Below are 24348 nucleotides of genomic sequence, written 5' to 3' on the forward strand. Positions count from 1 at the left end.
GGAGGAGAGGCTATGGGACACACCGAGCGCGATCTGCGCCGCTACGCGGCCATCAAGGTGGTAGGGGTAGGCGGCGGGGGGAGCAATGCCGTCAACCGCATGATTCATGCCGGCCTGCGCGGGGTGGAGTTTATCGCCGTCAACACCGACGCCCAGGCTCTGGCGCTCTCCAACGCCGACCGGAAGATCCACATCGGCGCCAAGACGACCAAGGGACTGGGGGCCGGCGGCGACCCCACCGTGGGCCGCCAGGCCGCGGAAGAGAGCAAGGAGGACCTTGCCGAGGCCCTGGAGGGTGCGGACATGGTCTTCATCACCGCGGGCATGGGCGGAGGGACCGGAACCGGGGGCGCGCCCGTTATCGCCGAGCTCGCCCGCGACCTGGGGGCGCTGACCATCGGCGTGGTGACCAAGCCCTTCTCCTTTGAGGGACGACGCCGCCAGACCACTGCGGAGGAAGGCGCGCGCAACCTCAAGCAGAAGGTGAACACGCTGATCACCATCCCCAATGACCGCCTCCTGCAGATCGTGGATCGCTCCGTCACCATCGTCGAGGCGTTCCGCGTCGCCGACGACGTGCTGCGGCAGGGGGTGCAGGGAATCGCCGACCTGATCACCGTCCCCGGCCTGATCAACCTGGACTTTGCTGACGTACGCGCGGTGATGGCGGAAGCCGGCTCGGCGCTCATCGGCATCGGTGTGGCCAGCGGCGAGGACCGCGCCCTGCGCGCGGCCCAGGCGGCGGTGAGCAGCCCGCTGCTGGAGACCTCCATGAACGGCGCCCGTGGCGTGCTCATCAACGTCACCGGCGGGCTGGACCTGGGATTGGTGGAGGTCTCGGAGGCGGCGCAGATCGTCAAGGATGCGGCCGACCCGGACGCCAACATCATCTTCGGGGCGGTCATCGACGACAAGGCCGACGGGGAGATCCGCATCACGGTCATCGCCACGGGCTTCGACGGGGCGCGTCCGGAGGGGAACGGGCAGCCGGAGGAGCCGCTCAGGCTGAAGGAGCCGGTGAAGGTGATCGACGACCTGGACATCCCTGCCTTCCTGCGCCGCCGCTAAGCACAACGCTGCCAGCTGGTCAGGGGGGCAGGCGGTTCGCATCACTCACCGGGCCGGACCGGTGACAATCCCCTGCCGCCCGTCTATGCTGGAATTCGTCCGTGAGCGCCACACTGCCCGAGGACCTTTCCCCCCAGGCCCAGGAGCTAGCCCGCCTGGTGGCGGCATCCTTCCCCGTGGAGGACATCCTCTTCGAGGGGGACCGGCCCGCCTTTGTCATCCGCCGGCCCCAGGACGTGCAGTTCGCCTTCGCCGCCCTGCGCCGCCGGCTGGAGCCACTGCGCCTGGTACCGGCGCTGCGACGCCGCCGCGGTCGAGATCTGGTCATCCTCCTGCCGGAGCCCCCGCCTCTGCGCACCCGCTGGGGCGTCAACCTGCTCCTCCTGCTGGCGACGCTGGGTACGACCTTCTACGCCGGCTACCAGCAGGCAGCCTTCCTGGTGCGGGAGGGGCTGATGGGTGACGCCACCAGGGCCGCCCTGGCGTTCTCCCTGCCCCTGATGGCCATCCTGTTCACCCACGAGATGGGGCATAAGGTGGCCTCCATGCTGCGGGGCATCCGGGCCAGCCTGCCCTACTTCATCCCCATGCCGCCACTGCCCACCGTGCTGCCCATCGGCACGCTTGGCGCCGTGATCCTGACGCGTTCCCCGGCGCCGGACCGCAACGGCCTGATGGACCTGGGCGCCTCTGGCCCGCTGGCGGGGTTCCTGGTGGCCATCCCGGTCCTCATCTACGGCATCAAGCACTCCTTCGTCCTGGAGGCGCTCTCCGGCCCGCTGGTGAGCATCCCCGACCCGCTGCTGGTGCGGTGGTTGAGCCGGGTGCTCCTCGACGCCCCGCAGGGGAGCATCATCCTGGGCCATCCCACCTACTGGGCCGGGTGGATCGGCCTGCTGGTAACCAGCCTCAACCTCCTGCCGGCCAGTATGCTGGACGGCGGCCACGCCGTGCGCGCGGCGCTGGGGCCGGAGCGCCACCGGATCGTCTCCTACGTGGCAGTGGCGGTGGCCCTGGCCCTGGGGTATGTCCCCATGGCCGTCCTCATCCTCTTCTTCAACGCACGCGGCCACCCCGGGCCTCTGGACGACCTGACACCGCTGGCCCCCTCGCGGATCCTGATGGGATGCCTGCTTGTCGGGATCTTCGCGGTGAGCGCGGTGCCGCTGTGGGCCGTCCGCCCCGTTCCCTGAGGCCAAGAACCCCCAGAGGGGCATCCCGGTGATCCGGGTGGCCTGGGCAGTGCTCCGCAAGGAGCTGCTGGAGACGGCCCGGGACCGGCGTACTCTGCTGCTCGCGGTGCTGCTGCCGGTGGTGGTCATGCCCGCCGTGGCCCTGGGGCTGCCCGCCCTGGCGGTGCGCGAAGAGACGCGGCTGCGTCATACCCCCTCCCGCGTGGCCGTGGTGGGAGGCGAGTCCCTGCGTGCCTGGCTGGAGACCGCGGCAGCCCGGGGTTGGATCGAGGTGGTGGCTGTCCCCGCGGCGGAGGCGGCGCTGCGCCGCGGGGCCGTGCACGCAGTGCTGGAGGCGACTCCGGGGCCCCCGGGGGAGCCGGTCCGCCTGCGGGTCCTCTACGACGAAGGCTCGGTGGCCTCGCTCCTGGCCAGGCAGAAGATCGACCGGGCGCTGGCCGAGTTCAGCCTGGCGTACGTAGAGGCGGAGCTAGTTCGCCGCGCAGTCCGCCCGGAACAACTGCTGCCCCTGCAGGTGGAGTACGCCAGCGTGACGCCGCCGGGCCGGGCGGGAGGGAGGCAGCTGGCCCTGGTCCTGCCGTTCTTCATGACCGTGTGGATGCTGCTGGGCGGCCAGTACGCGGCCCTTGACCTGGGGGCGGGGGAGCGGGAGCGGGGGACGCTCCCCGCGCTGCTGCTCGCCCCGCCGGACCGCCTGGCGCTCGTCCTGGGGAAGTTCGGCGCGGTCTTCGTCCTGGCTACGGCTTCGGTGGTGCTGGTGGTGGCCACCGTCCTGCTCTCCCTGCGCCTCACCTCCGCCGCTTCTGCCGCCCTCCCGGCCTCGGCCGCCGGGGCGCTCCTGGGTGCCGGGCTGGCCTTCGCCGCCTTCCTCAGCGCCCTGCAGCTCCTGCTCAGCCTGGCCGCCCGCAGCGTGCGCGAAGCCCAGCAGCTCTTCACCCCGGTCTACCTGCTGGCGGTGGGCAGCGTCCTGCTCGCCCAGATCCTGCCCGAGTGGGGCCAGCGGACCTGGGTCTACGCCCTGCCCGGCCTGAACGGGGCCTTCCTCCTCCGTGCCCTGCTGCTGGACGGTGCCGGCCTCCCGGAGCTGGTGCTGGGGGTTCTTGTTCTCCTCGCGGCCACCGGGGCCGTCCTGCTCCTCGGCGCCTGGGTGTACAGGCGGGAAAGGATGGTGGCGGGGTAACAATATCTGGTACAAAAAAGCCCTTGACCCACAATATCTTGAGATGTACTATGGCTCTTGCGTCACCGTCTGCCGCTAGCTTCGACCGCGGACCTGGCCAAAATGCGCTGTCCGTACTGCGAACACGAGGAGAGCAAGGTCCTGGACTCCCGGCCCGTAGAGGACGGGGTGGCCATCCGGCGTCGGCGAGAATGCCTGGGTTGCGGCCGCCGCTTCACCACCTACGAGCGGGTGGACCACGTCCCCCTGATGGTGGTCAAGCGCGACGGTCGGCGTGAGCCGTTCAACCGCGACAAGATCCTGGCCGGGCTGGTGAAGGCGGCGGGGAAGCGGCCCATCTCCATGGAGGCGCTGGAGACGCTGGTCCAGACCGTCGAGCGGGAGATCCGCAACCGCGGTGACCGCGAGGTCCCCAGCGTGCAGATCGGGGAGATGGTGATGGAGCGGCTGCGTCACCTGGACGACGTGGCCTATGTGCGATTCGCCTCGGAGCACCGACGCTTCCAGGACGTGGACACCCTGGTGGAGGAGATCGAAACGCTCAAGGCCCGCAAGGCGCGCGAGGCCGCTGGCCGCGCGCAGGTTCCCCTGATCCCACTGCCCAACGGCACCGAACAGCGGTAATCACGCCCAGGGGGGTGAATGCCATGGAGGCCGCTCTTTCTACCCGTCACGCCGCTGCCACCGACCTGCCGCCGGAGACCCTGGCTTACTTTGGGGGCGACGAGCTGCGCGCGCGCGTCTTCCACGACAAGTACGCCCTGCGCGACCCCGAAGGGCGGCTACTGGAGAAGACGCCTCCGGAGATGTGGCGGCGCATCGCCCGGGAGCTGGCCTCGGTGGAGCCCCCGGAGAAGCGGGCGGAGTGGGAGGAGAAGTTCTACTGGCTGCTGGAGGACTTCCGCTTCATCCCCGGCGGGAGGATCATGCACGGTGCGGGAAATCCCAAGCGGGTCACCCTCAGCAACTGCTATGTCCTGCCGTTCCGTGAAGACTCCCTTGAGGCCATCTTCGACTGGCTCAGGGAGGCCGCGCGGACGTACTCGTTCGGCGGAGGCGTAGGAGGGGATATTTCCATCCTGCGCCCCAGAGGGTCTCCTGTGAACAACGCCGCACGGTCGTCCACCGGAGCGGTGTCATTCATGGAACTCATGTCCTTGACCACGGGCACCATTGGTCAGAGCGGTCGACGTGGTGCGCTGATGATTACCATTGCTGACAATCATCCGGATGTGCTGGACTTCGTCAGAATCAAGCGTAACCTGGACAAAGTGCGCTACGCAAATATCAGCGTGCGTGTCTCCGATGCGTTCATGCGGGCGGTGCAGGAAGATGCCACGTGGGATCTGGTCTTCGAGAATGAACGCGTGCAGGTGAGACGGACCATTCGCGCCCGCGACCTGTGGCATGAGCTGATCAAAGGCGCACGGGATCATGCGGAGCCCGGTGTGATCTTCTGGGACACGGTGAAGCGGTGGTCTACCAGTGAGTACAACGGCATGGGCGTGATTACCACCAATCCCTGCTCGGAGATACCGCTTGAACCCTATGGCAACTGTGATCTGGGGAACCTTTCGCTGGCGCAGTTTGTTGCCGATGCGTTCACACCTCAGGCGCGGATTGATTGGGATGCGCTGGAACGTGCTCTGCGTCTGGCAACGCGGTTTCTGGACAACGTGCTGGACTACAATGCCGACCGTCACCCGCTCCCCCAGCAGCGGGAGGCCAGCCTGAGGTCGCGCCGCATCGGCGTGGGCTTCACCGGCCTGGGGGACATGCTGATCAAGCTGGGGTTGAAGTATGACACCGAGGAGGCCATCGACTTCGTCGACCGGCTCTTTGACCGGATTAAGAATGTCGTGTACGATGAGAGCGTCAACCTGGCCGTGGAGAAGGGACCCTTCCCCGCCTACGACCTGCTACAGCACTTCCAGTCCCCCTTCCTGCGGACGCTGGCACCGGAGGTGCTGGAGCGCATCCAGGCCCACGGCCTGCGCAACGTGGCCCTGCTGACGGTACCGCCGGTGGGTAGCGGGGCGGCCCTGGCCGGGGTGACCAGCGGCATCGAACCCATCTTCGACCTCTCCTACGTCCGTCGTTCCGAGTCGCTCTCGCAAGAGGTGTTCAGGGTCTACCACCCTCTCGTCCGCGAGTACATGGCTCGCTTCGGGATCGAGCGGGAAGAGGACCTGCCTCCCTTCTTCGTGACGGCCCATCAGATCGCGCCCGACATGCGGGTGAAGATGCAGGCCACGATCCAGAAGCACATCGACCACTCCATCAGCAGCACGGTCAACCTGCCGCATGATGTGCCCGTGGAAGAGGTGGAGCGCATCTACTTCCTGGCCTGGAAGCTGGGGACCAAGGGCATCACGGTGTACCGGGAGTCCAGCCGCGAGGGGATCCTGATTACCGAGGAGCAGGCCAGAGCGTCGGGGATGACAGCCACACCTGCCACCTTCCAGGCCCCCGCGGGCCAGCCGCCCGCGCCCGTCCGCCCCTCCCCGCGCCCCCGCCCCAAGGTGACCAGCGGCCGCACGGAGCGCATCGAGACGCCCCGCGGCCGAATCTACGTGGTGGTCAACGAGGACGACCTGGGGGTGTGTGAGGTCTTCGTCCACTCCTTTGACGTGGAGGCGGAGGCCATCGGGCGCCTCGCCTCCCTGGCCCTGCGCGCCGGGGTGGACCCGCGCGAGGTGATTGAACAGCTCTGGCGGGTGCAGAGCAAGGAGGTGGCGCTGGACCGCAGCAGCGACGGCACCGTGGTCCGCGTGACCACCATCGCCCAGGCGGTGGCCCTGGGGCTGGGGCGAGCACTCTACGGCGAGGGCTTCCGGCCGGACAAGGAATTCCCCCGCGCCGACGCCCTCCCCGACCCGATGAGCCGGGCGCGGCAGGAGCGCCTGCCCTTCGACCGCGGCAGCCGCCCGGCAGGGGAACCGGGCGGTGGCGGCGTCTCCACCTCTGAGCGCAACGGCGAGGAGCCCACGCCCATCGCCGGCGCCGCGTTTCCCCTGGAGTTTGTGGGCATCTGTCCCGACTGCGGGGCGACCCTGGTCCACGAGAACGGCTGCGCCACCTGCCGCTCCTGTGGCTACTCCCGGTGTTGATGGCGGCGTAGCGGCATCGAGGAGGATGGGCCTGCGGCCCCGGGGACGGCCGCAGGGTTATAGTGCGTCCCATGGTGCCCGCCTGCTGCTACACTAAGAACCAGACCTCCGCAACAGACTGTCCATCCGCTGCGGAGGCGTGTCGCGGAGGAGGTGGTTTTCCGGAGCCCGAAGGAGGGAGGCAGTCACGTAGCCCATACGAGTGGGAGGGACGCCGTGAAGAGATATCGTGGTTTGCTGGGAAGAGCCGCGGCGCTTCTGGTCGCCACCGTATTGCTGGTTCTGCCGTCGGCTCCGGCGATGGGCCAGGTGAGTCTTGTCATGGCTTTCGTGCCCTCGCTGGACGCAGAGAGAGTCCTGGCCAGCGGGTCCGTGGTGGCCCGCATGCTGGAGGTGGCCACGGGCTACAGGATCACCGCCACCGTCCCCACCAGCTACGCGGCCACCATTGAGGCCCTGTGTGCGGGGCGGGTCCACATCGCCTGGTTCGCCCCGACCTCTTACGTGCTGGCCAACGCCCGCTGCGGGGCCGAGGTGGGGCTCATTGCCATCCGGTTCGACCGGCCCTACTACGGCGCGCAACTGCTGGTGCGGGCCGACCTGGGGGCTAAGACCCTGGCCGACCTGAAGGGCAAGCGCTTTGCCATGGTGGATCCGGCCTCCACTTCGGGATACATCTGGCCGATGGTCTACATCAAGCGCAAAGGATTTGACCCCTTCACGTTCTTCAGCCAGGTGGTTCAGACCGGTGGCCACGACAAAGTGGTCATCGCCCTCTACCAGGGGAGCGCCGATGCAGGGTCGACCTTCGGCGACCAGTTCGGCAGCGATGCCCGCGACCGCGTGGCCAGACAGTTCCCCGATGTCAAACAGAAGGTGGCCATCCTGGAGTACGTGGGGCCCCCGACGATTTCCTACATCCCCAATGACACCATCAGCTTCCGCAAGGAGCTGCCGGCCGAGGTGAAGCAGAAGATCACCAAGGCCATGTTCCGAATCGCTCAGACGGCGCCGGGCAGGGAAGCGGTGGACGCGCTGTACCAGCACCAGGGGTATGCGGACTACGAGCTCCTGGTGACCAAGTACGGGGTCGATCGGCGGTTGGTGCCCAGCCTGGACGCGTTCTTCAACCCCATTCGGGATGCGGTCAAGTTGCTTGGTCTCGATTTGACCAAGATAGTGCGCTAGCGTACGGTATGCAGGGCAGAGGCAGCGGGGAGGGAACCCGATGCGGCTCCCTCCCCGGTGTGCGTATGGAGGGATGATGGTGAAGGGGGCAGCCGTCCGTGTTGAACACCTGACGAAGGTCTACCCTGACGGGACGCGGGCGCTGGACGATGTCAGCTTTGTGGTCAACCCTGGAGACTTCATGGTGGTCATCGGCCTGTCAGGGTCGGGCAAGTCGACGCTGATGCGCTGCATCAACCGTCTGATCGAGCCGACTTCGGGCCGGATCTACATCGACGACATCGAGGTCACGGCCTTGAAGCCGGATGACCTGCGGGCCGTGCGGCGACAGATCGGCATGATCTTCCAGCAGTTCAACCTGGTGAAGCGCTCCTCGGTGCTGACCAATGTCCTGTCCGGCCGACTGGGCTACCTGCCACCCAGCTGGGCGCTGACCAACTACTTCCCCCGCGACCTGAAGCAGCGGGCCATGGAAAACCTGGAGCGGGTGGGCATCCCGGAGAAAGCTTTCACCCGGGCGGACCAGTTGAGCGGCGGACAGCAGCAGCGGGTGGGGATTGCCCGGGCCCTGATGCAGGAGCCGCGGCTGATCCTGGCCGACGAGCCCGTGGCCAGCCTCGACCCCGCCACCTCTCACTCTGTGCTCAAGTACATCGAGGAGCTGAACAAAAAGGACGGGATTACCGTCCTATGCGCCCTGCACTTTCTCAGCCTGGCCCGCCGCTACGGCACGCGGCTGATTGCCCTGAAGGCCGGACGCGTGGTGTTCACCGGATACCCCCAGGACGTCGACGAGGTTCGCTTCCGGGAAATCTACGGGGAGGAGGCCGTGGAGGTGGAGATCGCCTAGGATGGTTCACGAAACCGTCACCCGGCCCGTTCCCCCGGCCATCCCCCGACCGCAGACACGACCCTGGACGCTGGCGCTGCTGGTGCTGGCGCTGGGGCTGGTCTACGCTTACGGGTGGCGAGTCACGCAGATCGATATCGGGCAGCTGGTGACCAATGCGCACCTGATCCGGCCGCTGGTGCGGGACCTGATTCGACCGGACGTGCTGGCCTGGGTCCCGCGCACGCAGGTCGCCACGGCGCCTTTCAGTTACTCGGCGGAGGGTGCTCCGGCACAGGCGCCACCGGCCAGTGGCCCCAGGCTGGCGCTCTCCTCCCCGGTGGCCCAGCCGGGGAAAACCCTGGAGATCCGCGGCCAAGGGTTTGCCCCGAACCGTCCCGGCCGCCTGATCTGGATCGATCAGGCGGGCGCCACGGCTCAGGGGCCCCAATTCCACACCGACGCCCAGGGGCGCTTTACCCTCAGCCTGCCCGTACCCCAGATGATCGGGACGCACCACCGCGTGACGGCGGAGGTCACGCTGGAAGGGCGGCAACTCCGCCCTAGCCCGGCGGCGAGACTGGTCTTCGGCCGCCTGGTGGAGACCGTCTTCCTGGCCCTGATGGGGACCACCCTGGCGGTGATCTTCGCCGTCCCCGTCAGCTTCCTGGGGGCCCGGAACCTGATGGCGCGCAGCCCCATAGGGACGGGCATCTACTACGTGGTGCGCACCGTCCTGAACATCGCCCGTTCTATCGAGCCGCTGATCATGGCCACAGTCTTCGCGGTGTGGGTGGGGATCGGGCCGTTCGCCGGGGTGCTGGCCCTGGCCCTGCACTCCATCGCCTCCCTGGGCAAGCTCTACTCCGAGCAGATCGAGTCCATCGACCCCGGGCCCATCGAGGCCATCACCGCCACCGGCGCCAGCGCCCTGCAGGTGATCCGCTATGCGGTGGTCCCGCAGATCGTCCCGCCGTTCATCGCCTTCACCATCTACCGCTGGGACATCAACGTGCGCATGTCCACCGTCATCGGCATGGTGGGCGGCGGGGGAGTGGGCTTCCTGCTCCTGCAGTTCATCAACCTGCTGCAGTGGCAGCAGGCGGCCACCGCCGTGTGGGGGATCACCATTGTGGTGGCGGTGATGGACTACATCAGCGCCGTGGTGCGGGAACGTGTGGTCTGAGCCGGCCGCTGCGGTCCCAGCCGCGAACGGCCTGCCGCTGCTGCGGGCCCCCACGCTGGAGGAAGACGGCGTCCTCCACGGCTTCACCACCCGGCAGGGCGGGGTCAGCCCGCCGCCCTACGCCACCCTCAACCTGGGCCGCGCGGTGGGGGACGCGCCTGCGCGCGTGGCAGCCAACCGGCGGCGCGCCCTGGAGGCGCTGGGCGCTGACCCCGACAGCCAGGTGGAGGCCTCTCAGGTGCACGGGCTGACGGTGGCGGTGGTGGGGCGCAGGGAGCGGGGAGCCAAGGTTCCCGGCGCCGACATCCTAGTCTCTGCCCAGCCCGGCGTGACCCTGGCCATCCATACCGCGGACTGCGTGGCTATTCTGCTCTGGGACCCGCGGAGGCGGGCGGTGGGCGCAGCGCATGCCGGATGGCGGGGGACCGCGGCGGGCGTGGCCGCAGCCGCGGTCCAGGCCATGGCCCGTGCCTTCGGCAGCGCCGCTGCCGACCTGCGCGTCGCCCTTGGCCCGGCCATCGGCCCCTGCCACTACGAGGTGGACGAACCTGTGGCCGCAGCGTTCGCCCCGTGGCGATGGGCCGGGGAGGTACTGCGTCCCGGGCGCCCCGGGCACTGGTGGCTGGACCTGGTCCGGGCCAACCGCCTGATGCTGTTGGAAGCCGGCGTGCCGGGGGAGCAGGTCTGGACCAGCGGACTGTGTACCGCCTGCCGGGTGGACCTGTGCTTCTCCCACCGCCGCGACGGGGTCACCGGGCGGATGGGGGCGATGATCGGCCTGGCGTAGGGCCAGGAATCCGCGGCACCCTGTAGAAATACCTTGCAGCAGTCGCACGAGGACCTGGCGCAGCGTCTGGCCGCGGTCCGACAGCGGATGCAGGCGGCCGCGCAGCGGAGTGGCCGGAGGGCGGATTCGGTTCGTCTCGTCGCCGTGACCAAGGGTGTCGCCGCGGCGCGTATCCGTGAAGCCATGGCCCTGGGCGTCCTCGACTTCGGCGAGAACCGCGTCCAGGAGGCGCTGCCCAAGATCGCCGCCCTGGGCCCCGGGCCCCGCTGGCACCTGGTGGGGCACCTGCAGCGGAACAAGGTCCGCCGGGCCGTCGAGGCGTTCGCCCTGATCCACTCGCTGGACTCTCTGCCGCTGGCGGAGGCCATCTCCCGGCGGGCGGAGGCCGCCGGGAGATGGGTTGAGGTGCTCCTGCAGGTCAACGTGGCAGGCGAGCCGCGCAAGCACGGGTTCGCCCCGGCGGAGGTGCCGCAGGCAGTGCGCCACATCGCCGGGCTGCCCGCCCTGATCCTGCGCGGGCTGATGACGATTGCGCCGCTTGAGGCCGACCCCCAGCGCGTCAGGCCGGTCTTCCGCCGGCTGCGGGAGCTGCGGGATGCCCTGCGGGTGCAGTGGCCGGGGCTGGAAGAGCTGTCTATGGGCATGAGCGATGACTTCGAGGTGGCCATCGAGGAGGGCGCGACCCTGGTCCGGGTGGGCCGGGCGATCTTCAGGGAGCGGCCCCTGCCACCCTCGACCTGAGCGAGAAGCGGGAGAGCACGCAGCCAGGGGGGAGGGGAAAGCAGGAGGGATGCCTGGTGGGGGCCATGGAGAAGTTCATGACGTTCCTCGGTCTGTCCGAGGAGGTTGACGACGAAGATGCCCAGGGCGCTCAGGCGGCGCCGGCGCGGCGGTCGCCGGTCTTCAGCCTGCATGCCCAGCGGCAGTGGGAGATCGTGGTGATCGACCCCCGGTCACTGGACGACGCCCGGCGGGGAGCGGATTTCGTCAAGGCCCGGCGTCCGGTCTTCGTCAACCTGCAGGGGGTGGAAGCGGAGGTGGCCCGGCGAATCGTCGACTTCCTCAGCGGTGCCACCTACGCGCTGGACGGTCACCTGCAGCGGGTGGGGGAGGAGATGTTTCTCTTCACGCCCAGCAACGTGCTCATCACGACGGAGTTGACCCCGCCCGAGCGCGCGGCCCTCTTTCCGATCGAGTAGCGCAAGGGGTGTCCATGAGGACGGTCTGGTGGGAGGAGGGAACGGTCCGCCTGCTGGACCAGACCCGCCTGCCCGGCGAGGTTACCGTTCGCACCTGCCGCACCTGGGAAGAGGTGGCCGAGGCCATCCGCACCCTGGCCATCCGCGGGGCGCCGGCCATCGGTGCGGCCGCCGCCTACGCGGTGGTGCTGGCGGTGCAGGACGCGCCCGCTCAGGCCGCTCCCGTGGCGCTGCAGCGGGCCGTGGAGGGGCTGGCGGCGACCCGGCCCACCGCCGTCAATCTGCGCTGGGCCCTGGAGCGCATGCAGGCGGCAGCATCCCGCGGGAACGGGCCCCTGGCGGAGGTGCTGCTGGGGGAGGCGGAGGCCATCGCCGCCCAGGACATCCGCGCCAACCGGGCCATCGCCGAGGCCGGCGCGGCCCTCATCCGGCCGGGGGAGCGCATCCTCACCTACTGCAACACCGGAAGCCTGGCCACCGTTGAAGGCGGCACCGCCTACGGGATCCTCCGCCGCGCCCACGAGCAGGGCAAGGGGATCGAGGTCATCGTCTGCGAGACGCGTCCCGTCCTGCAGGGGGCGCGCCTGACCACCTGGGAGCTGCAGCGGGACGGCATTCCGGCCACGCTCATCACCGACAATGCTGCGGGGAGCCTGATGGCCCGCGGCGAGATTGACCGGGTCGTTGTGGGCGCCGACCGCGTGGCCCGCAACGGAGACGTGGCCAACAAGATCGGCACCTACACCCTGGCGGTGCTGGCGCGGACCCACCAGATCCCCTTCCTGGTGGCCGCGCCCCTCTCTTCGGTCGACCCGCTGGTGGACGACGGCGCCGCCATCCCTCTGGAGGAGCGGCCTGCCCAGGAGATCGTTCGCTGGTGCGGCCGGCAGGTGGCGGCGGAAGGGGTGCGTGTGCGCAATCCAGCCTTCGACCTCACCCCACACCACCTGATCACGGCCATCGTGACCGACGGCGGCGTGGCCACACCCCCCTACACGCACTCGCTGGCCCGCCTCCTGGCTGCGGTGGAAGGCTAGAGGGCTCCCGCCGGTGCGCACCCGCGCCACCAGCCACCTGGTCCTCCTGCTCATCGTCGTCCTCTGGACGGCACAGGCCGTGCACAGTATGGAGTACCTGGGACGGTTCATGTTCCATACCTACATGGTCAGCGTGCGCTGGCTGCAGGTCCTCTTCATCGCCCTCAGCGTCTCCATGGGGACTATGTTCATACTCAGCCTGGGCCGCCGCCCCACCTCGCCGCAGGATCGGCGGCTGCGTCCCTTTGTCTCGGTGCTGGTGCCGGCGCGGGACGAGGAGCGGGTCATCGAGGAGACCGTGCGGTGCCTGGCGCGGCTGGACTACCACGCCGGACGGCGCCGCCGCTATGAGATCATCGTCATCGACGATGGCTCGCGCGACAGAACGCCGCGCATCCTGCGGGGGCTGGCGCGGGAGCTGGGGATCCGCGTGGTGCGTACGGCGGTGGGCGGGCGGGGGAAGGCCGCGGCGCTCAACGCCGGGACGCGCCAGGCCCGCGGGCGGCTCCTGGCGGTCTTCGACGCGGACGCCCGCGTGGCCCCGGACTACCTGCAGCGGCTGGTGGCCGCCCTGGACGATCCCCGGGTGGGCGGAGTGCAGGGGCGGCGGCTGTTCTACAACGCCGGGGGGAACCTGCTCACCCGGATGCAGGACGACGAGTTCGCCGTGACCTACACCGCACTGCAGCGGGCGCGCCAGGCCGCGGGTGCCTTCGTCACCTTCGCCGGCAACGGGATGCTGGTGAGGCGGGAGGCGCTGCAGGCGGTGGGGGGGTGGAACGAGCAGGCCCTCACCGAGGATATCGACCTCTCCGTCCGCCTCTACCTGGCCGGCTGGCGAATTCGCTACTGCGATGACGCCGTGGTCTGGGAGGAGGCGGTGGAGGGAATAGGCGCCCTGCTCCGCCAGCGCACCCGCTGGTTCGAGGGGGCGCTGCGCTGCCTGGGCGAGCAGCTTCCGGCGATGCTGGTGGCCCGCGTGCCGCTGCGGGTGCGGCTGGACATGTTCTTCTTCCTGGCCGGGCTGCTGCTGGCGACGCTGGCGCTGCTCACCACCTACGCCTACGCCCTGGTCGGGCTGGCCGGCGCCGTGGTCCTCTTCCTGGGCATCGCCCGGGAGGTGATGGTGGCCATCTCCGCCTTCTTCACCCTGGCCCTGGTGGCTACCGTGGTGCGGGAGCGGGGATGGTCGCCGCTTGCGGTGAGCTGGGTGCTGCTGCGCTCCTCCGTCTTCGCCCTGCACCGGGTGATCGTGGTGCCGCTGGCCATCGCCCGCTACGTGCGCGGAGCGGTCACCGGCCGGGTGGAGTGGGCCAAGACCTCCCACCTGGGCACCGCCTCCAGGGAAAGTGCGGGAGAGTACCCGGCCTGAGGCCGGCCGGCGGCGTCTCCTACATCAGGCGCGTATAGATCTCCCGCAGGCGGCGGCCGACCTGCTCCAGGGAGTGCCGCGCGGCGAAGGCTCGGGAGGCCGTGCCGAGCCGGTCGCGCAATGCCCCGTCGGCCGCCAGACGGCGCAGCTGGATGGCAAATTCCTGGGGGGTGGAGCCCATCAGGCAGTTCTCCCCGTGGATGAAGCGGCCGGCGAAGCATTCGGCGTCACGCAGCACCAGCGGTCGTCCCGCTGCTGCCGCCTCCAGGATAGCGATCCCTTCGTTCTCCACCAGGCTGGGGAAGAAGAAGAGGTCTCCGGCGGCGTAGGCATCCGACACGTCGTCCACGTAGCCGGGGAAGAGGACGTTGGGCGGCGCCTGGGCGATAACGTCCAGCGTCTCCGCCTTCACCATCTTGGAGATGCGGCCAAACCAGACGAAGGAGAGCTCGGGCACCCGGCGGGCGACCTCACAGAACATATCCACGCCCTTGCGCAGCAGGACCAGCCCCACGGCGAAGACGACAGTGCCGGAGAGGCCGTAGCGGCGGCGGGCGGCCAGGCGGCGGCGCTCCGAGGGCTGGAAGCGGCGCAGGTCCACCCCGTTGCTCACCACCTCGATGGGGCGGGTTACCTCGTAGCGCCGCAGCACCTCCCGGGTGTAGGGCGAGGGGGCGATGAGCAGGTCCGCCTTGTTGTAGTAGTAGCGCAGGAAACGCCCCAGGTAGGGCGCCACGGTATCGCTCATGACAAAGGAGTTGGCGTAGTCCTCCGCCGTGGTGTGGCTGTGCATCACCACCGGTCGGCGACCGGCGTACTTCTCCGCCAAGTAGACGGAACGCGGACCGATGGTGTGGATGTGCAGGAGGTCGAAGTCGTCCCGCGGATCGCAGGTGAAGTCCACGCCCGCGGCCTGCAGAGCCTTGATCTGGTTCTCGTACGCGCGATGGATCCCGCTGCTCCAGACGCGCCGCTTGCTGCGCTCCAGATACACGCAGACTCTCAATCGCAGCCCCTGCGCGGCCGTGGTGTCCCGCGGCGGAATTGGCCCGACACGTACCCCACGCGTTGCCGAATCGGGCCCGACAGGAAACACTTATGCGTGCTCGCCGTCTCTTCCTGCTGCGCGGCCGCCGCGGTCAGGCCAGGCGGGCAGGCAGAAGTTCCGGGGATTCGCGCGGGGAGACCTCCTGCAGAGTGCTGCGTTCCACCGCTTCGGCCAGCAGGGGCTCCACCGCCAGGTCCCGCTCCTGGTCTTCCACCTCGGCCAGGGTGGGCTGGGTACGTGGGTGAGCCGGGACGAACAGCGAGCAGCAGTCCTCGTAGGGAAGGATGGAAATCTCGTAGGTCCCGATCTCGCGGGCACGGGCGGTGATCTCAGTCTTGTCCATGCCCACCAGGGGGCGGAGAACGGGGAGCGTGGTAGCGGCGTCAATCACAGCCATGGAGGGAAGGGTCTGGCTGGCCACCTGTCCCAGGCTCTCCCCGGTCACCAGGGCCAGGGCGCCCTCGCGCCGGGCGATCCGCTCCGCCAGGCGCATCATCATCCGCCGCAGCACCGTCACCCGCAGGTCCACCCGCACCACCAGCTGCACCGCCCGCTGGATCTCCGTGAAGTGGGCCACCCACAGGCGCAGCGGCCCGGCGTATCCGGCGAGGACCCGGCAGAGGTCTACGACCTTCAGCTTCGACCGCTCGTTGACAAAGGGAAAGGCGTAGCAGTGCACGGGGGTGACCACCAGGCCGCGACGTGCGGCCATCCAGGCGGCCACGGGACTGTCAATGCCGCCGGAGAGTAGGGCCACCACGCGGCCTCCCGTGCCCACGGGCAGGCCGCCGGGACCGGGCAGAACCTTCGTGTACACGTAGGCCAGATCGCGCACCTCCACGGATATGGTCAGGTCCGGCGCGGTCAGGTCCACACGCAGGCCGAAGCGCTCCTGCAGGTGCCTGCCCACGGCAGCGTTCACCTCCACCGAGGAGAGGGGGAACCGTTTGTCCGCGCGGCGGGCGTCCACCTTGAACGTGACCGCCGCCCGCCGCCCCAGCGCCCGGGCGACGAGGGCCGCCGCGGCCTCGGTGATGGCGTCCAGGCGCGGGGGGACCTGCAGCGCGGGGCTGATCGAGACCACGCCGAAGGTGCGCCGCAGGCGGTCGATCAGCGAGTCGTCCTCCTCCCAGTCCAGGTGGACGAGCACGCGGCCGAAGTGGTAACGGATCTGCAGCGGCCGTCCGGCCTGCGCCGCCAGGTTGCGGGTAAGGGCCTGAAGGAAGAAGGGACGGTTGCGGCCCTTCAGGGCGATCTCTCCGTAGCGGACCAGCAGAATGCGCTCCGTCACACCAGCACCCGCAGCTCCGCTGCCGCGCGCGCCAGGGCCTCTGCAGCGGCATCCACCTCCTCGGCGGTGGTGGTACGGGCCAGGCTGATGCGGATGCTGGAGAGCGCATCGTCGGGCGACAGCCCCATAGCCAGCAGGACGTGGCTGGGCCGCGGGTCGCGGGAGTGGCAGGCAGAACCCGTGGAGACGTAGATCCCCTCGACCTCCAGGTGGTGCACCAGCGTCTCACCGCGCACGCCACGGAGGCGCACGCTGAGGATGTGCGGCGCAGCGCCGGTGTCGGGGGTGTTGCAGACGAGCCCGGGGATGGTGCAAAGGCGCTCCCGCAGACGGTCACGCAGCCGCTCCAGGTGACTCACCGCCGCTTCCCCCTCCTGGCGCAGACGGGCGACGGCGGCGCCGAAGCCGACGATCCCGGGTACGTTCTCGGTCCCCGGGCGTAGCGCCCGCTGCTGGTCGCCGCCGTGCAGCAGCGGGTCCAGCCTGACCCCCGCATCCACCACCAGCGCGCCCACCCCTTTGGGTCCGTGCACCTTGTGCGCGGAGACGGTAAGCAGGTCCACGTCAGAGGCGGGGAGAGGGATGCGGCCGAAGGCCTGCACCGCATCCACGTGGAGCAGCGGGGTGCGCCCCCGGCCGCGGGCCTCCCGGACGATGCGGGCGATCTCCGCCACCGGCTGGACGGTACCGACCTCGTTGTTCACTGCCATGACCGAGACCAGCACCGTCTCCGGCCGCAGGGCGCGGCGCAGGGCGCCGGGATCCACCCGCCCGGCGCCGTCCACCGGGAGCACGGTGAGGGTGAAGCCTTCCGCCTCCAGACTGCGCAGCGCCTCCAGCACCGAGGAGTGCTCCACCGCGGTGGTGACCATGTGGCGGCCCCGATGCCGGTAGGCGCGGGCGGCTCCCTTCAGGGCCAGGTTGTTGGCTTCGGTCCCCCCCGAGGTGAAGACGACCGTCGCCGGAGAGACCCCGAGCAGTGCGGCCACTTCGGCGCGGGCCCAGGCGACGCGGCGTTCCGCCCGCACCCCCAGACCGTGGATCGAGGAGGGGTTTCCGTAATCCTCGGTGAGCACGGCCGTCATGGCCGCCACCACCGCCGGATCGGGCCGCGTGGTGGCCGCGTTGTCCAGGTAAATCACGCGCGGGGCAGACATCATGGCTAATCGTACCGCCGCCTCCCGGGTGCCGCAACACGAACTCCCGCGGGTTGGGCGGCACCGCGCGGCGGTGTAGGATAGGGACGAGATGCACTGGGCTACAGCCACGCCGCTCCTGCGGACCCTCCGCGCGCTGACCGCCCTCGCAACCTACTGGCGGGTGCGCTGACATGCGCACCTATCTCGCGGTGGTTATCAGCGCCTTCCTCGGTGCGGTCATCGGCGGATTGATCCTACTGGTGGGCGTGAGCCAGTGGGAGACGCTTCGCTCCAGTCTGCCGCGCCTGGAGCGCGGGCCGGGAGGAGTCGGTACCCTGCCGGCGCCGATCCCGCCCACGCTGCCTCCGGGGGACCTGGGCCTCCCCGGCCTTCCGCCTGCGGCTCCGACCACAGGCCCAGACCCGCTGTACGCTGAGGCGAAAAGACTCCTGAACGCCGGCCGTCTGCAGGAGGCGCAGGAGACCTACCTGGCACTGCTGCTGGTCGACCCGCTCGATCAGGAGGCCATGCGGGGTCTGGTGACCGTACGGCGGCGGATGGCCCGCGACGACCCGGAGCTGCTGCGCCGCCAGGCCGCCACCTACCAGGACGCCGTGACCAGGGGCGTGGAGACCGAGGAGCACTACACCATCCCCACCATGGAGCTGCTGGCCAAGGCCTCCCTGCTGGCTGCAGCCGAAGTGGAACAGGAGCGGGGCGTGCCTCCTCCGGCGGCGCAGCGCCCGCCCGCTCAACCGAGCCCGCCTCCTCCTCCGCCGGCCGTGCAGCCCACCTCACCGCCGCAGGCCGCCCCGCCCGCGCCCCCCACGGCCAGAGCCCGGCCTACCCCCGCGTCCCGGCCCAGAGTCACCCCGCGCCCGACCCGACGAGCTGTGGCCACGCCGCGGCCGGTGCTCTCACCCACACCCCGGCCCGCGCCGCCGGCCCCGGCTACACCACCGTCCGCACCGGTGTCCCCTCCGCCTGCCAGGGCTACACCACCGTCCACACCGGTGGTGCCCCCTCCGCCCGCCCCGGTCACGCCACAGCCTCCGCTCGACGTCAACGAGCCGTTCGTCCTGATCCAGATCGGGCCCCTTACCGAGGCCGCTACCGCTTCGGAGATCGCTGCGGAGCTGACGGTGGCGGGCTACGGCGCGCGGGTGAGCCGGCCCGGGGGAGGTAGCGCGTACTACATCACGCTGGGGCCCTACCGGCGGTCGGTGGCGGAGGAGATCGTCAGGACGGTCAGAGCGCGGTTCGGGGCGGGCCTTCGGATTGTGCTGGCTCCCGCGCCCTGAGCTACGGCCCCGCCTGCGCCACCTCCTGGACCGCGGGAGGGGACCTGCGGCCGGTCGGGTCGAAAGCGACCACGGTGGCAACGATCCGGGCACCCTGCGGAGCGACCAGAGACCCCAGCGCGACCTGCCAGCCCCCGTCGGCGCCGGCGATGGTGGTGAACTCTCCCAGCGTTCCCTGCTGGTCGCCGTCTGTGGAGCGGGCCACGAAGGTCAGGCGGCCCAGAATGCGGAACCCCGGCCGGGAGCGCCCGCGCAGGACGATCCGGGCCAGGGGCTCCTCACCCAGAACGATGGCCCGGCCCGGCGCGGTGACCACCGGGGCCGGCGGAGGCGCGCCCACGATGGTGACGCCGGCTGAGGCGGCCAGGGTGCTGCGGCGACCACCCTTCTCCAGTGTCACCGCCAGCGGCGCGTCGACCAGGGAGATCCCTGTGGCCGCCGCCAGGGTCCCGAAGTAGACCCCCGCCGTGCGTGACTCCCGCATGGCCACCGCCCCAGGAAGACCCTGGATGGAAAATGTCGCCCTGCCGCCGGGAGCACCTGAGGCCACCACGGTGAGCAGGTCGCCCGGGGCGAGGGGCGTGGCGGGGTTGATGGTCACCGACTTGAGCAGGTCGCCGGGCGGAGCGACCGTGAACGACCACTCCACACGTTCGCTGTTGCCGGCCCGGTCGCCCGCCGCCACCTGAACCTGCACCGGACCGGGACGGAAGGGGCTTTCGGGGTTGTAGGCAACCTCGGTCTCCGAGATGGAGGCGCGGGCGGTGACGTTCTGCCCGTTGACGGCCAGCCTGACGGTTCCCGGATGCACCCCGGAGATGCCGTCGAAGTACTGCACTACGATGTTTGGCCGGATGTTAGCCAGGTTCACCCCGGGCTTGGGCTGGCGGGAGACGACCACCGGGCCGCGGGTGTCGATAGTCAAAGGCCGGTTGCCTACCCCCATAACCTCGTGGCCGCCCACGCTGAGCGAGGCCAGCACGGCGGCGTTCAGCGCCGCGTCTCCAGGGCGGACGATATACGTCCCCGTGTAGAGCGCGGGCTGCGCCTGGTAGACGCCCGTGCGGATCTCCCGCATCCCCACGTTGGCCACCACGCCGAAGATGTGGAACGTCGCCGACCCGCCGGCGCTGCCCCGCAGCGTCACCGTTATCCGATCTCCCGGCCGCAACGGCCGCCGGGCGTCGTGAGTGAGCAGCTCGATGCGCACCCCGCCGACTGGCGGGAGCGGGACCGGAGCCGCCCAGAGGGGATTAGCGCCCAGCAACAGGGCGGTCAGCAAGACCGCGCAAGCGAATCGGATCACCGAAGCCCCCACCCTCGACAGACCTGCGCCGTCAATTTGTCCCGGACGATACGCATATGCTTTCGCGGCACAGGGGGATTTCCCTCTGCCAAGGACGCCGCGAGCGCTTTTTAGTCGCCCCGAGGAGGGGAGAGTTCTTTCAGACTTCACGTGATGTTGCGCGGTGATTCCGCAGAGGTGCCCCCGGGATTTCCGGCTTCCGCAGTACGCGTGGGGCGTGAAGGCGGAGGAAAGGATTCGCCCGCACTCTAGAGAATAAATTGCCTACCTCACGTCTAGAGCAGGGTGATGGCCGGGCGCCTCCGCCGTGAGCAGGGCGGAGGCATGCCCCAATGGAGGACGCGGACCCGGTTTCCCAGGGCGTCTTCGGTGCTCGGTGTTTCCGATTAGGGGTTCGCGGAGCTGATGGTGGCGCGACGGCGCGCAGGTGTGCGGATGGACCGGTTGGCGCGGGAGGGGATGGCCCTGGCGATGGGCATGGCGGGCATGAACGGCGCCAACTGGGTCTACCACATGGTCATGAGCCGGACGCTGGCCCCTGCCGGCTACGGGGGTCTCAGTGCCCTGCTGGGGGCGCTGTTCATCCTCACCGTCCCGGTGACGGCGATCCAGATGGGGGTATCGGCCTCCGTGGCCCGCGGAGGGCGCAGCGCGACCACATCCTCTTCGCACCCCGGGACCATATCGTCTTCGGTCGCCGGGGCCGCGCCGTTTTCTCCGGACATGCTCTCGGGCTGGCTGAGGGCCTTCCTGCTGCTGGGCCTGGCGGCTTCCGCCCTGGTGATGGCGTTCAGCTCCCCGCTGGCCGGTTTGTTGCGGCTGGGATCACCCGCCCCGGTGATGGTGCTGGGCACCGCTCTCGTTTCCTGGGTGCCCCTGCCGCTGGTCCGGGGGATGCTGCAGGGGAGTCGTCGTTTCTGGACCCTGGGACGAAGCTTCTTGTTGGAGGGGATGCTCCGGCTTGGTCTGGGGGTCCTCCTGGTCTCCCTGGGTCTTGGGCTGAATGGGGCCGTGGCTGCCATCAGCCTGGCCTCTCTGGGGGCACTGGTGGTGACCCTGCGCAGCGCACGGGTGCTCTCGCCCTCAGGCTCCCCGAGCTCTGCCGCGGTAGCCCCCTCGGCTCCCGCCGTGCAGAGTGGTGAGGCCCTGCGATGGCTGGTGCCGTACCTGCTGGCCGCGGCCGGGATGACGGTGCTCACATACGCCGACGTGGTCTTCGTGAAGACGCGCTTTCCCCCGGCGGACGCCGGGATTTACGCCGCCGCCTCCACCGGGGGCAAGATCATCCTATACGCCACAGCGCCCCTGGCCATGGTCATGCTGCCGGAGGTGGTGCGGCGAAACGCGCGGGACGGCAGAAGCCGGGGCGTCCTGCTGCGCACCGCCCTCTACGCCGTCGGCGCGGGGGGGACGTTGCTGGCAGTCTATGCGCTGGCGCCTGGGACCGTCATGCGAGTCCTCTTCGGCGGCGCCTACGTGGCGGGGGCCCCGCTGCTGCCGCTGGTTGGCCTGGGGATGCTGGCCACGGAGCTGGCGCTGCTTGGGATCTACTATCACCTCGGTGCGGGCCGGACGGGGATCCTGCGCTGGATCGTCCTGCAGGCGGCAGCCTTCCCCGTGGCCCTGGTCGCGCTGGCCCGCAGCGTGCAGGCCACTGCTGCGCTGGTGGTGGTCGCGGGCCTGATGGCGCTCGGTGTGGTCTGGTCGTCCCTGCTGCTGCGGTCCGGACCGGTAAGGTCTCCCCAGGCGGCGGGGGCGGTGGAGTCTTAAAGAACGGGAGCGGTGGGACGATGAAGCTGGACATCATGCTGGCAAAGCAAAATGTGGCCACGATCCGGGACGTGAGTTTTGTGCCACTGGTGGCCCACGTGGACGACCGCGGCTACCTCATCGAGATCCTGCGCCAGGTTGACCCGCACTTTGCCAAGTTCGGCCAGGTCTACCTGGTGGGCAATTTCGCCCGGGGGACGATCCGCGCCTTTCACAAGCATGAAGCGCAGTGGGACTGGTTTTTCATCAGCCGGGGCGCGGCCAAGGTGGTGCTGGTGGACGACCGTCGCGACTCCCCTACCTACGGGCAGATGAATGTATTTGTCACCTCCGCCCAAAACCCCAGCCTCATCGCCATTCCCCCCGGCGTCTACCACGGCTGGATGTCGCTGGCAGACGACACTCAGCTGGTCAGCGTCGCCAGTGAGGTCTACAACCGGGAGAAGCCCGACGAAGTACGCATCTCCCCCGATAGCTTCGGAGATGTGTGGACGGTGAGGGGTCGATGAAGATCCTCGTCACGGGTGCAGCCGGTTACGTGGGGTCGGTCCTGACCCCGCTGCTGGCGTCTCATGGGCACGAGGTCGTGGCCATCGACTGCAACGAGGATCGCCTTCGTCGCCTTGAAGCAGCGCTGCCGTTCGGCTCGCACGTTGAATTGTATCCGTATTCACTGGACGATCTGGCAAGGAAGCCTGCTCTCTTCAAGGGGGTTGAAGGCGTAGTCCACCTGGCGGGGGTTTCCGGTGATGCCGCCGCTGAAACGGACCCGGCGCAGACCTGGCATGTGAATGTGGAATCAGCTTTTGCGGTTGGCCGCGCAGCTAAGAAGGCTGGGGTGCGACGTTTCCTGTTTGCCTCCACGGCTGCAATCTATCAGGTTCCCACCGGTCATCGGCTGCAGCATGCCATCCTTGAGGAAGATGATCAGCCGCCCGCCGAGTCGTCCCTGGGTGTTTACGCCCGATCTAAGTTAGCTGCGGAGCGAGCGCTTGCCGAGCTCGCCGACGCCAGCTTCCTGGTGATCCTGGTGCGCAAGGGCTCTCTTTATGGCTACAGCCCTGTGATGAGGTGGGATCTCGCGCTCAACCGGGTTGTACTTGATGCTTGGCGGGGCAGCTCTTTCGTCCTGCACGATCACGGTATCGTCTGGCGCCCCATCGCGCACGTTTTTGATGCTGCGAGTGCATATGTCTGCCTTCTGACCATCCCGCTCGCCGAAATGAATGGCGGTCTGTTCAGTGTCGTGGAGAGAAACGCCCGACTCGTGGACCTCACCGCCGAGGTTGACGAGGTAGTCCGGAGAGTGCTTGGGCGAGGCCTCGTCCTGCGTCATGGCACGAGTCTAGTTCCCCAGCGCACGGGTCGGATCAGCGGCGATGGCCTGAGACGAGTCGGCTGGCGTCCCCGGCGTTCGCTTGCCGATGGTGTCTCCGAACTCCTGGGAAGACTTGTGTGGCGGACAGCTGACACGCTCGGCGAAGCAGTGACTGCCAGTACGAACTCCCATCTGGCGGCGCGGGTCTTGAAATGATCAACATCAATGGCCGGATCAATGCGGATAGCCATTGTCGGAGCTAACGGAAGGTTGGGACAGGCTCTGTTACGCGCTTTCGACGGCCATCACACCATCCCATGGACGCGCCAGGATTTCGACATTCAGGATCACCGCCGAGCTGCTGGTGCCATAATCTCAATGCGCCCCCATGTGGTCATCAATACTGCGGCTTTTCACCATACTGATGCTTGTGAAGACGATCCTGAAAAAGCGTTCTCGGTCAATGCGGTTGCCGTTCGGAATATCGCTCAAGCCTGTCACGCATGCGGCGCGGTGCTCGTTCAAGTAAGCACTGACTATGTGTTTGACGGTCAGAAGGGCGAGCCGTACGAGGAAACGGATCCCCCGAATCCTATCAATGTGTACGGGGTGTCAAAGCTTGCTGGCGAGTGCTTTGTGAGGTCTGTTTGCGAGCGGTACTACATCATAAGGACAGCTAGTCTATTCGGACATGCTGAAGGGACAAGAAAGCGAAGTTTTGTGGAGATGGTCTTGGACAGGGCTCAGCGTAACGAACCTATCGTCGTAGTTAGCGACGTAGTTATGTCCCCCACGTACACCGAGGATGCTGCATCGATGATCCGTCGTCTAATTGAGGGTGGAGCGCCTTACGGGGTCTATCACCTTACGAATACAGGGAGCTGCAGCTGGTACGCCTTCGCTAAGGCAATCCTGGAGCTCGCGAAGGCGCAGGCGAGTCTTACGCCGACCAATATTCAGGCCCTTGCGCCGAAGGCTGCTCGCCCAGCATTTAGTGCCCTCATCTCGCGAGCTATCCTGTCAGCT

22 protein-coding genes are annotated in these 24348 nt (G+C 68.8%); 18 read left to right on the top strand and 4 right to left on the bottom strand.

The features are described 5' to 3' along the window. Window positions 1-12: 12 nt before the first annotated feature. From ftsZ to QN152_08730, 13 genes are all read left to right on the top strand, one after another. Window positions 13-1068, top strand: coding sequence for a cell division protein FtsZ (gene ftsZ, locus QN152_08670; protein ID MDR7539583.1), 1056 nt, complete (start codon window positions 13-15; stop codon window positions 1066-1068). Between the two features lie 101 nt (window positions 1069-1169). Further along, window positions 1170-2261, top strand: coding sequence for a site-2 protease family protein (locus tag QN152_08675; protein MDR7539584.1), 1092 nt, complete (start codon window positions 1170-1172; stop codon window positions 2259-2261). A gap of 28 nt (window positions 2262-2289) precedes the next feature. Next, the gene (locus tag QN152_08680; GenBank protein MDR7539585.1) at window positions 2290-3441 is read left to right on the top strand and encodes an ABC transporter permease subunit; all 1152 of its coding nucleotides are present in this window, start codon (window positions 2290-2292) and stop codon (window positions 3439-3441) included. A 102-nt stretch (window positions 3442-3543) separates the two neighbouring features. Beyond that, on the top strand, window positions 3544-4065 hold the full coding sequence (gene nrdR, locus QN152_08685) for a transcriptional regulator NrdR (protein MDR7539586.1): 522 nt from the start codon (window positions 3544-3546) through the stop codon (window positions 4063-4065). A gap of 23 nt (window positions 4066-4088) precedes the next feature. Then, window positions 4089-6551, top strand: a complete 2463-nt coding sequence (locus QN152_08690; GenBank protein ID MDR7539587.1) for an adenosylcobalamin-dependent ribonucleoside-diphosphate reductase — start codon at window positions 4089-4091, stop codon at window positions 6549-6551. Between the two features lie 216 nt (window positions 6552-6767). Beyond that, complete coding sequence (locus tag QN152_08695) at window positions 6768-7739, top strand: phosphate/phosphite/phosphonate ABC transporter substrate-binding protein (GenBank protein ID MDR7539588.1); 972 nt, start codon at window positions 6768-6770, stop codon at window positions 7737-7739. 73 nt (window positions 7740-7812) lie between these two features. Further along, a complete protein-coding gene (phnC, locus tag QN152_08700; GenBank protein ID MDR7539589.1) occupies window positions 7813-8589 on the top strand; it encodes a phosphonate ABC transporter ATP-binding protein in 777 nt (258 codons plus the stop codon). A gap of 1 nt (window position 8590) precedes the next feature. Beyond that, window positions 8591-9754: a phosphonate ABC transporter, permease protein PhnE gene (gene phnE, locus QN152_08705; protein MDR7539590.1), complete on the top strand. Its 1164-nt coding sequence runs from the start codon at window positions 8591-8593 to the stop codon at window positions 9752-9754. Then, a complete protein-coding gene (gene pgeF / locus QN152_08710) occupies window positions 9744-10541 on the top strand; it encodes a peptidoglycan editing factor PgeF (protein MDR7539591.1) in 798 nt (265 codons plus the stop codon). The genes phnE and pgeF overlap by 11 nt, the downstream gene beginning before the upstream one ends. Window positions 10542-10574: 33 nt before the next feature. Beyond that, window positions 10575-11282 carry a YggS family pyridoxal phosphate-dependent enzyme gene (locus QN152_08715; protein ID MDR7539592.1) on the top strand — a complete coding sequence of 236 codons (708 nt, stop codon included), beginning with the start codon at window positions 10575-10577 and terminating at the stop codon, window positions 11280-11282. 65 nt (window positions 11283-11347) lie between these two features. Further along, window positions 11348-11740, top strand: a complete 393-nt coding sequence (locus QN152_08720; GenBank protein MDR7539593.1) for a cell division protein SepF — start codon at window positions 11348-11350, stop codon at window positions 11738-11740. 14 nt (window positions 11741-11754) lie between these two features. Then, complete coding sequence (gene mtnA / locus QN152_08725) at window positions 11755-12777, top strand: S-methyl-5-thioribose-1-phosphate isomerase (GenBank protein MDR7539594.1); 1023 nt, start codon at window positions 11755-11757, stop codon at window positions 12775-12777. A gap of 13 nt (window positions 12778-12790) precedes the next feature. Then, window positions 12791-14149, top strand: a complete 1359-nt coding sequence (locus tag QN152_08730; GenBank protein ID MDR7539595.1) for a glycosyltransferase family 2 protein — start codon at window positions 12791-12793, stop codon at window positions 14147-14149. A gap of 19 nt (window positions 14150-14168) precedes the next feature. Here the strand turns inward: QN152_08730 and QN152_08735 are convergent, their stop codons facing one another. From QN152_08735 to QN152_08745, 3 genes are read right to left on the bottom strand one after another with little or no spacing between them, the layout of a single operon-like run. After that, window positions 14169-15245 carry a glycosyltransferase gene (locus tag QN152_08735; protein MDR7539596.1) on the bottom strand — a complete coding sequence of 359 codons (1077 nt, stop codon included), beginning with the start codon at window positions 15243-15245 and terminating at the stop codon, window positions 14169-14171. A gap of 43 nt (window positions 15246-15288) precedes the next feature. Beyond that, the gene (gene thiI / locus QN152_08740; GenBank protein ID MDR7539597.1) at window positions 15289-16488 is read right to left on the bottom strand and encodes a tRNA uracil 4-sulfurtransferase ThiI; all 1200 of its coding nucleotides are present in this window, start codon (window positions 16486-16488) and stop codon (window positions 15289-15291) included. After that, window positions 16485-17648 (bottom strand): cysteine desulfurase family protein, encoded by a 1164-nt coding sequence (locus QN152_08745; GenBank protein MDR7539598.1) that lies wholly within the window; start codon window positions 17646-17648, stop codon window positions 16485-16487. Before QN152_08745 ends, thiI begins: the two co-directional genes overlap by 4 nt. 170 nt (window positions 17649-17818) lie before the next feature. Between QN152_08745 and QN152_08750 the strand changes: the two genes are divergently transcribed. Beyond that, complete coding sequence (locus QN152_08750) at window positions 17819-18928, top strand: hypothetical protein (protein MDR7539599.1); 1110 nt, start codon at window positions 17819-17821, stop codon at window positions 18926-18928. A 1-nt stretch (window position 18929) separates the two neighbouring features. On the opposite strand, the gene QN152_08755 is transcribed toward QN152_08750, so the two are convergent. Continuing rightward, window positions 18930-20234 (bottom strand): hypothetical protein, encoded by a 1305-nt coding sequence (locus QN152_08755; GenBank protein ID MDR7539600.1) that lies wholly within the window; start codon window positions 20232-20234, stop codon window positions 18930-18932. A 435-nt stretch (window positions 20235-20669) separates the two neighbouring features. Here QN152_08755 and QN152_08760 point away from each other — a divergent pair, with 435 nt between their 5' ends. The 4 genes from QN152_08760 to rfbD form a co-directional block, all read left to right on the top strand. Continuing rightward, window positions 20670-22004 carry a hypothetical protein gene (locus QN152_08760; protein ID MDR7539601.1) on the top strand — a complete coding sequence of 445 codons (1335 nt, stop codon included), beginning with the start codon at window positions 20670-20672 and terminating at the stop codon, window positions 22002-22004. A 20-nt stretch (window positions 22005-22024) separates the two neighbouring features. Beyond that, window positions 22025-22513, top strand: coding sequence for a dTDP-4-dehydrorhamnose 3,5-epimerase family protein (locus QN152_08765; protein ID MDR7539602.1), 489 nt, complete (start codon window positions 22025-22027; stop codon window positions 22511-22513). Next, entirely contained in the window at window positions 22510-23538 is a 1029-nt protein-coding gene (locus tag QN152_08770) for an SDR family oxidoreductase (protein ID MDR7539603.1), read from the top strand. Before QN152_08765 ends, QN152_08770 begins: the two co-directional genes overlap by 4 nt. 21 nt (window positions 23539-23559) lie before the next feature. Beyond that, window positions 23560-24348: dTDP-4-dehydrorhamnose reductase (rfbD, locus tag QN152_08775; GenBank protein MDR7539604.1), on the top strand; the 789-nt coding region annotated here is incomplete at its 3' end.

The sequence above is a fragment of the Armatimonadota bacterium genome (genome assembly GCA_031459715.1).
Classification (GTDB): Bacteria; Sysuimicrobiota; Sysuimicrobiia; order Sysuimicrobiales; family Humicultoraceae; genus Humicultor; species Humicultor tengchongensis.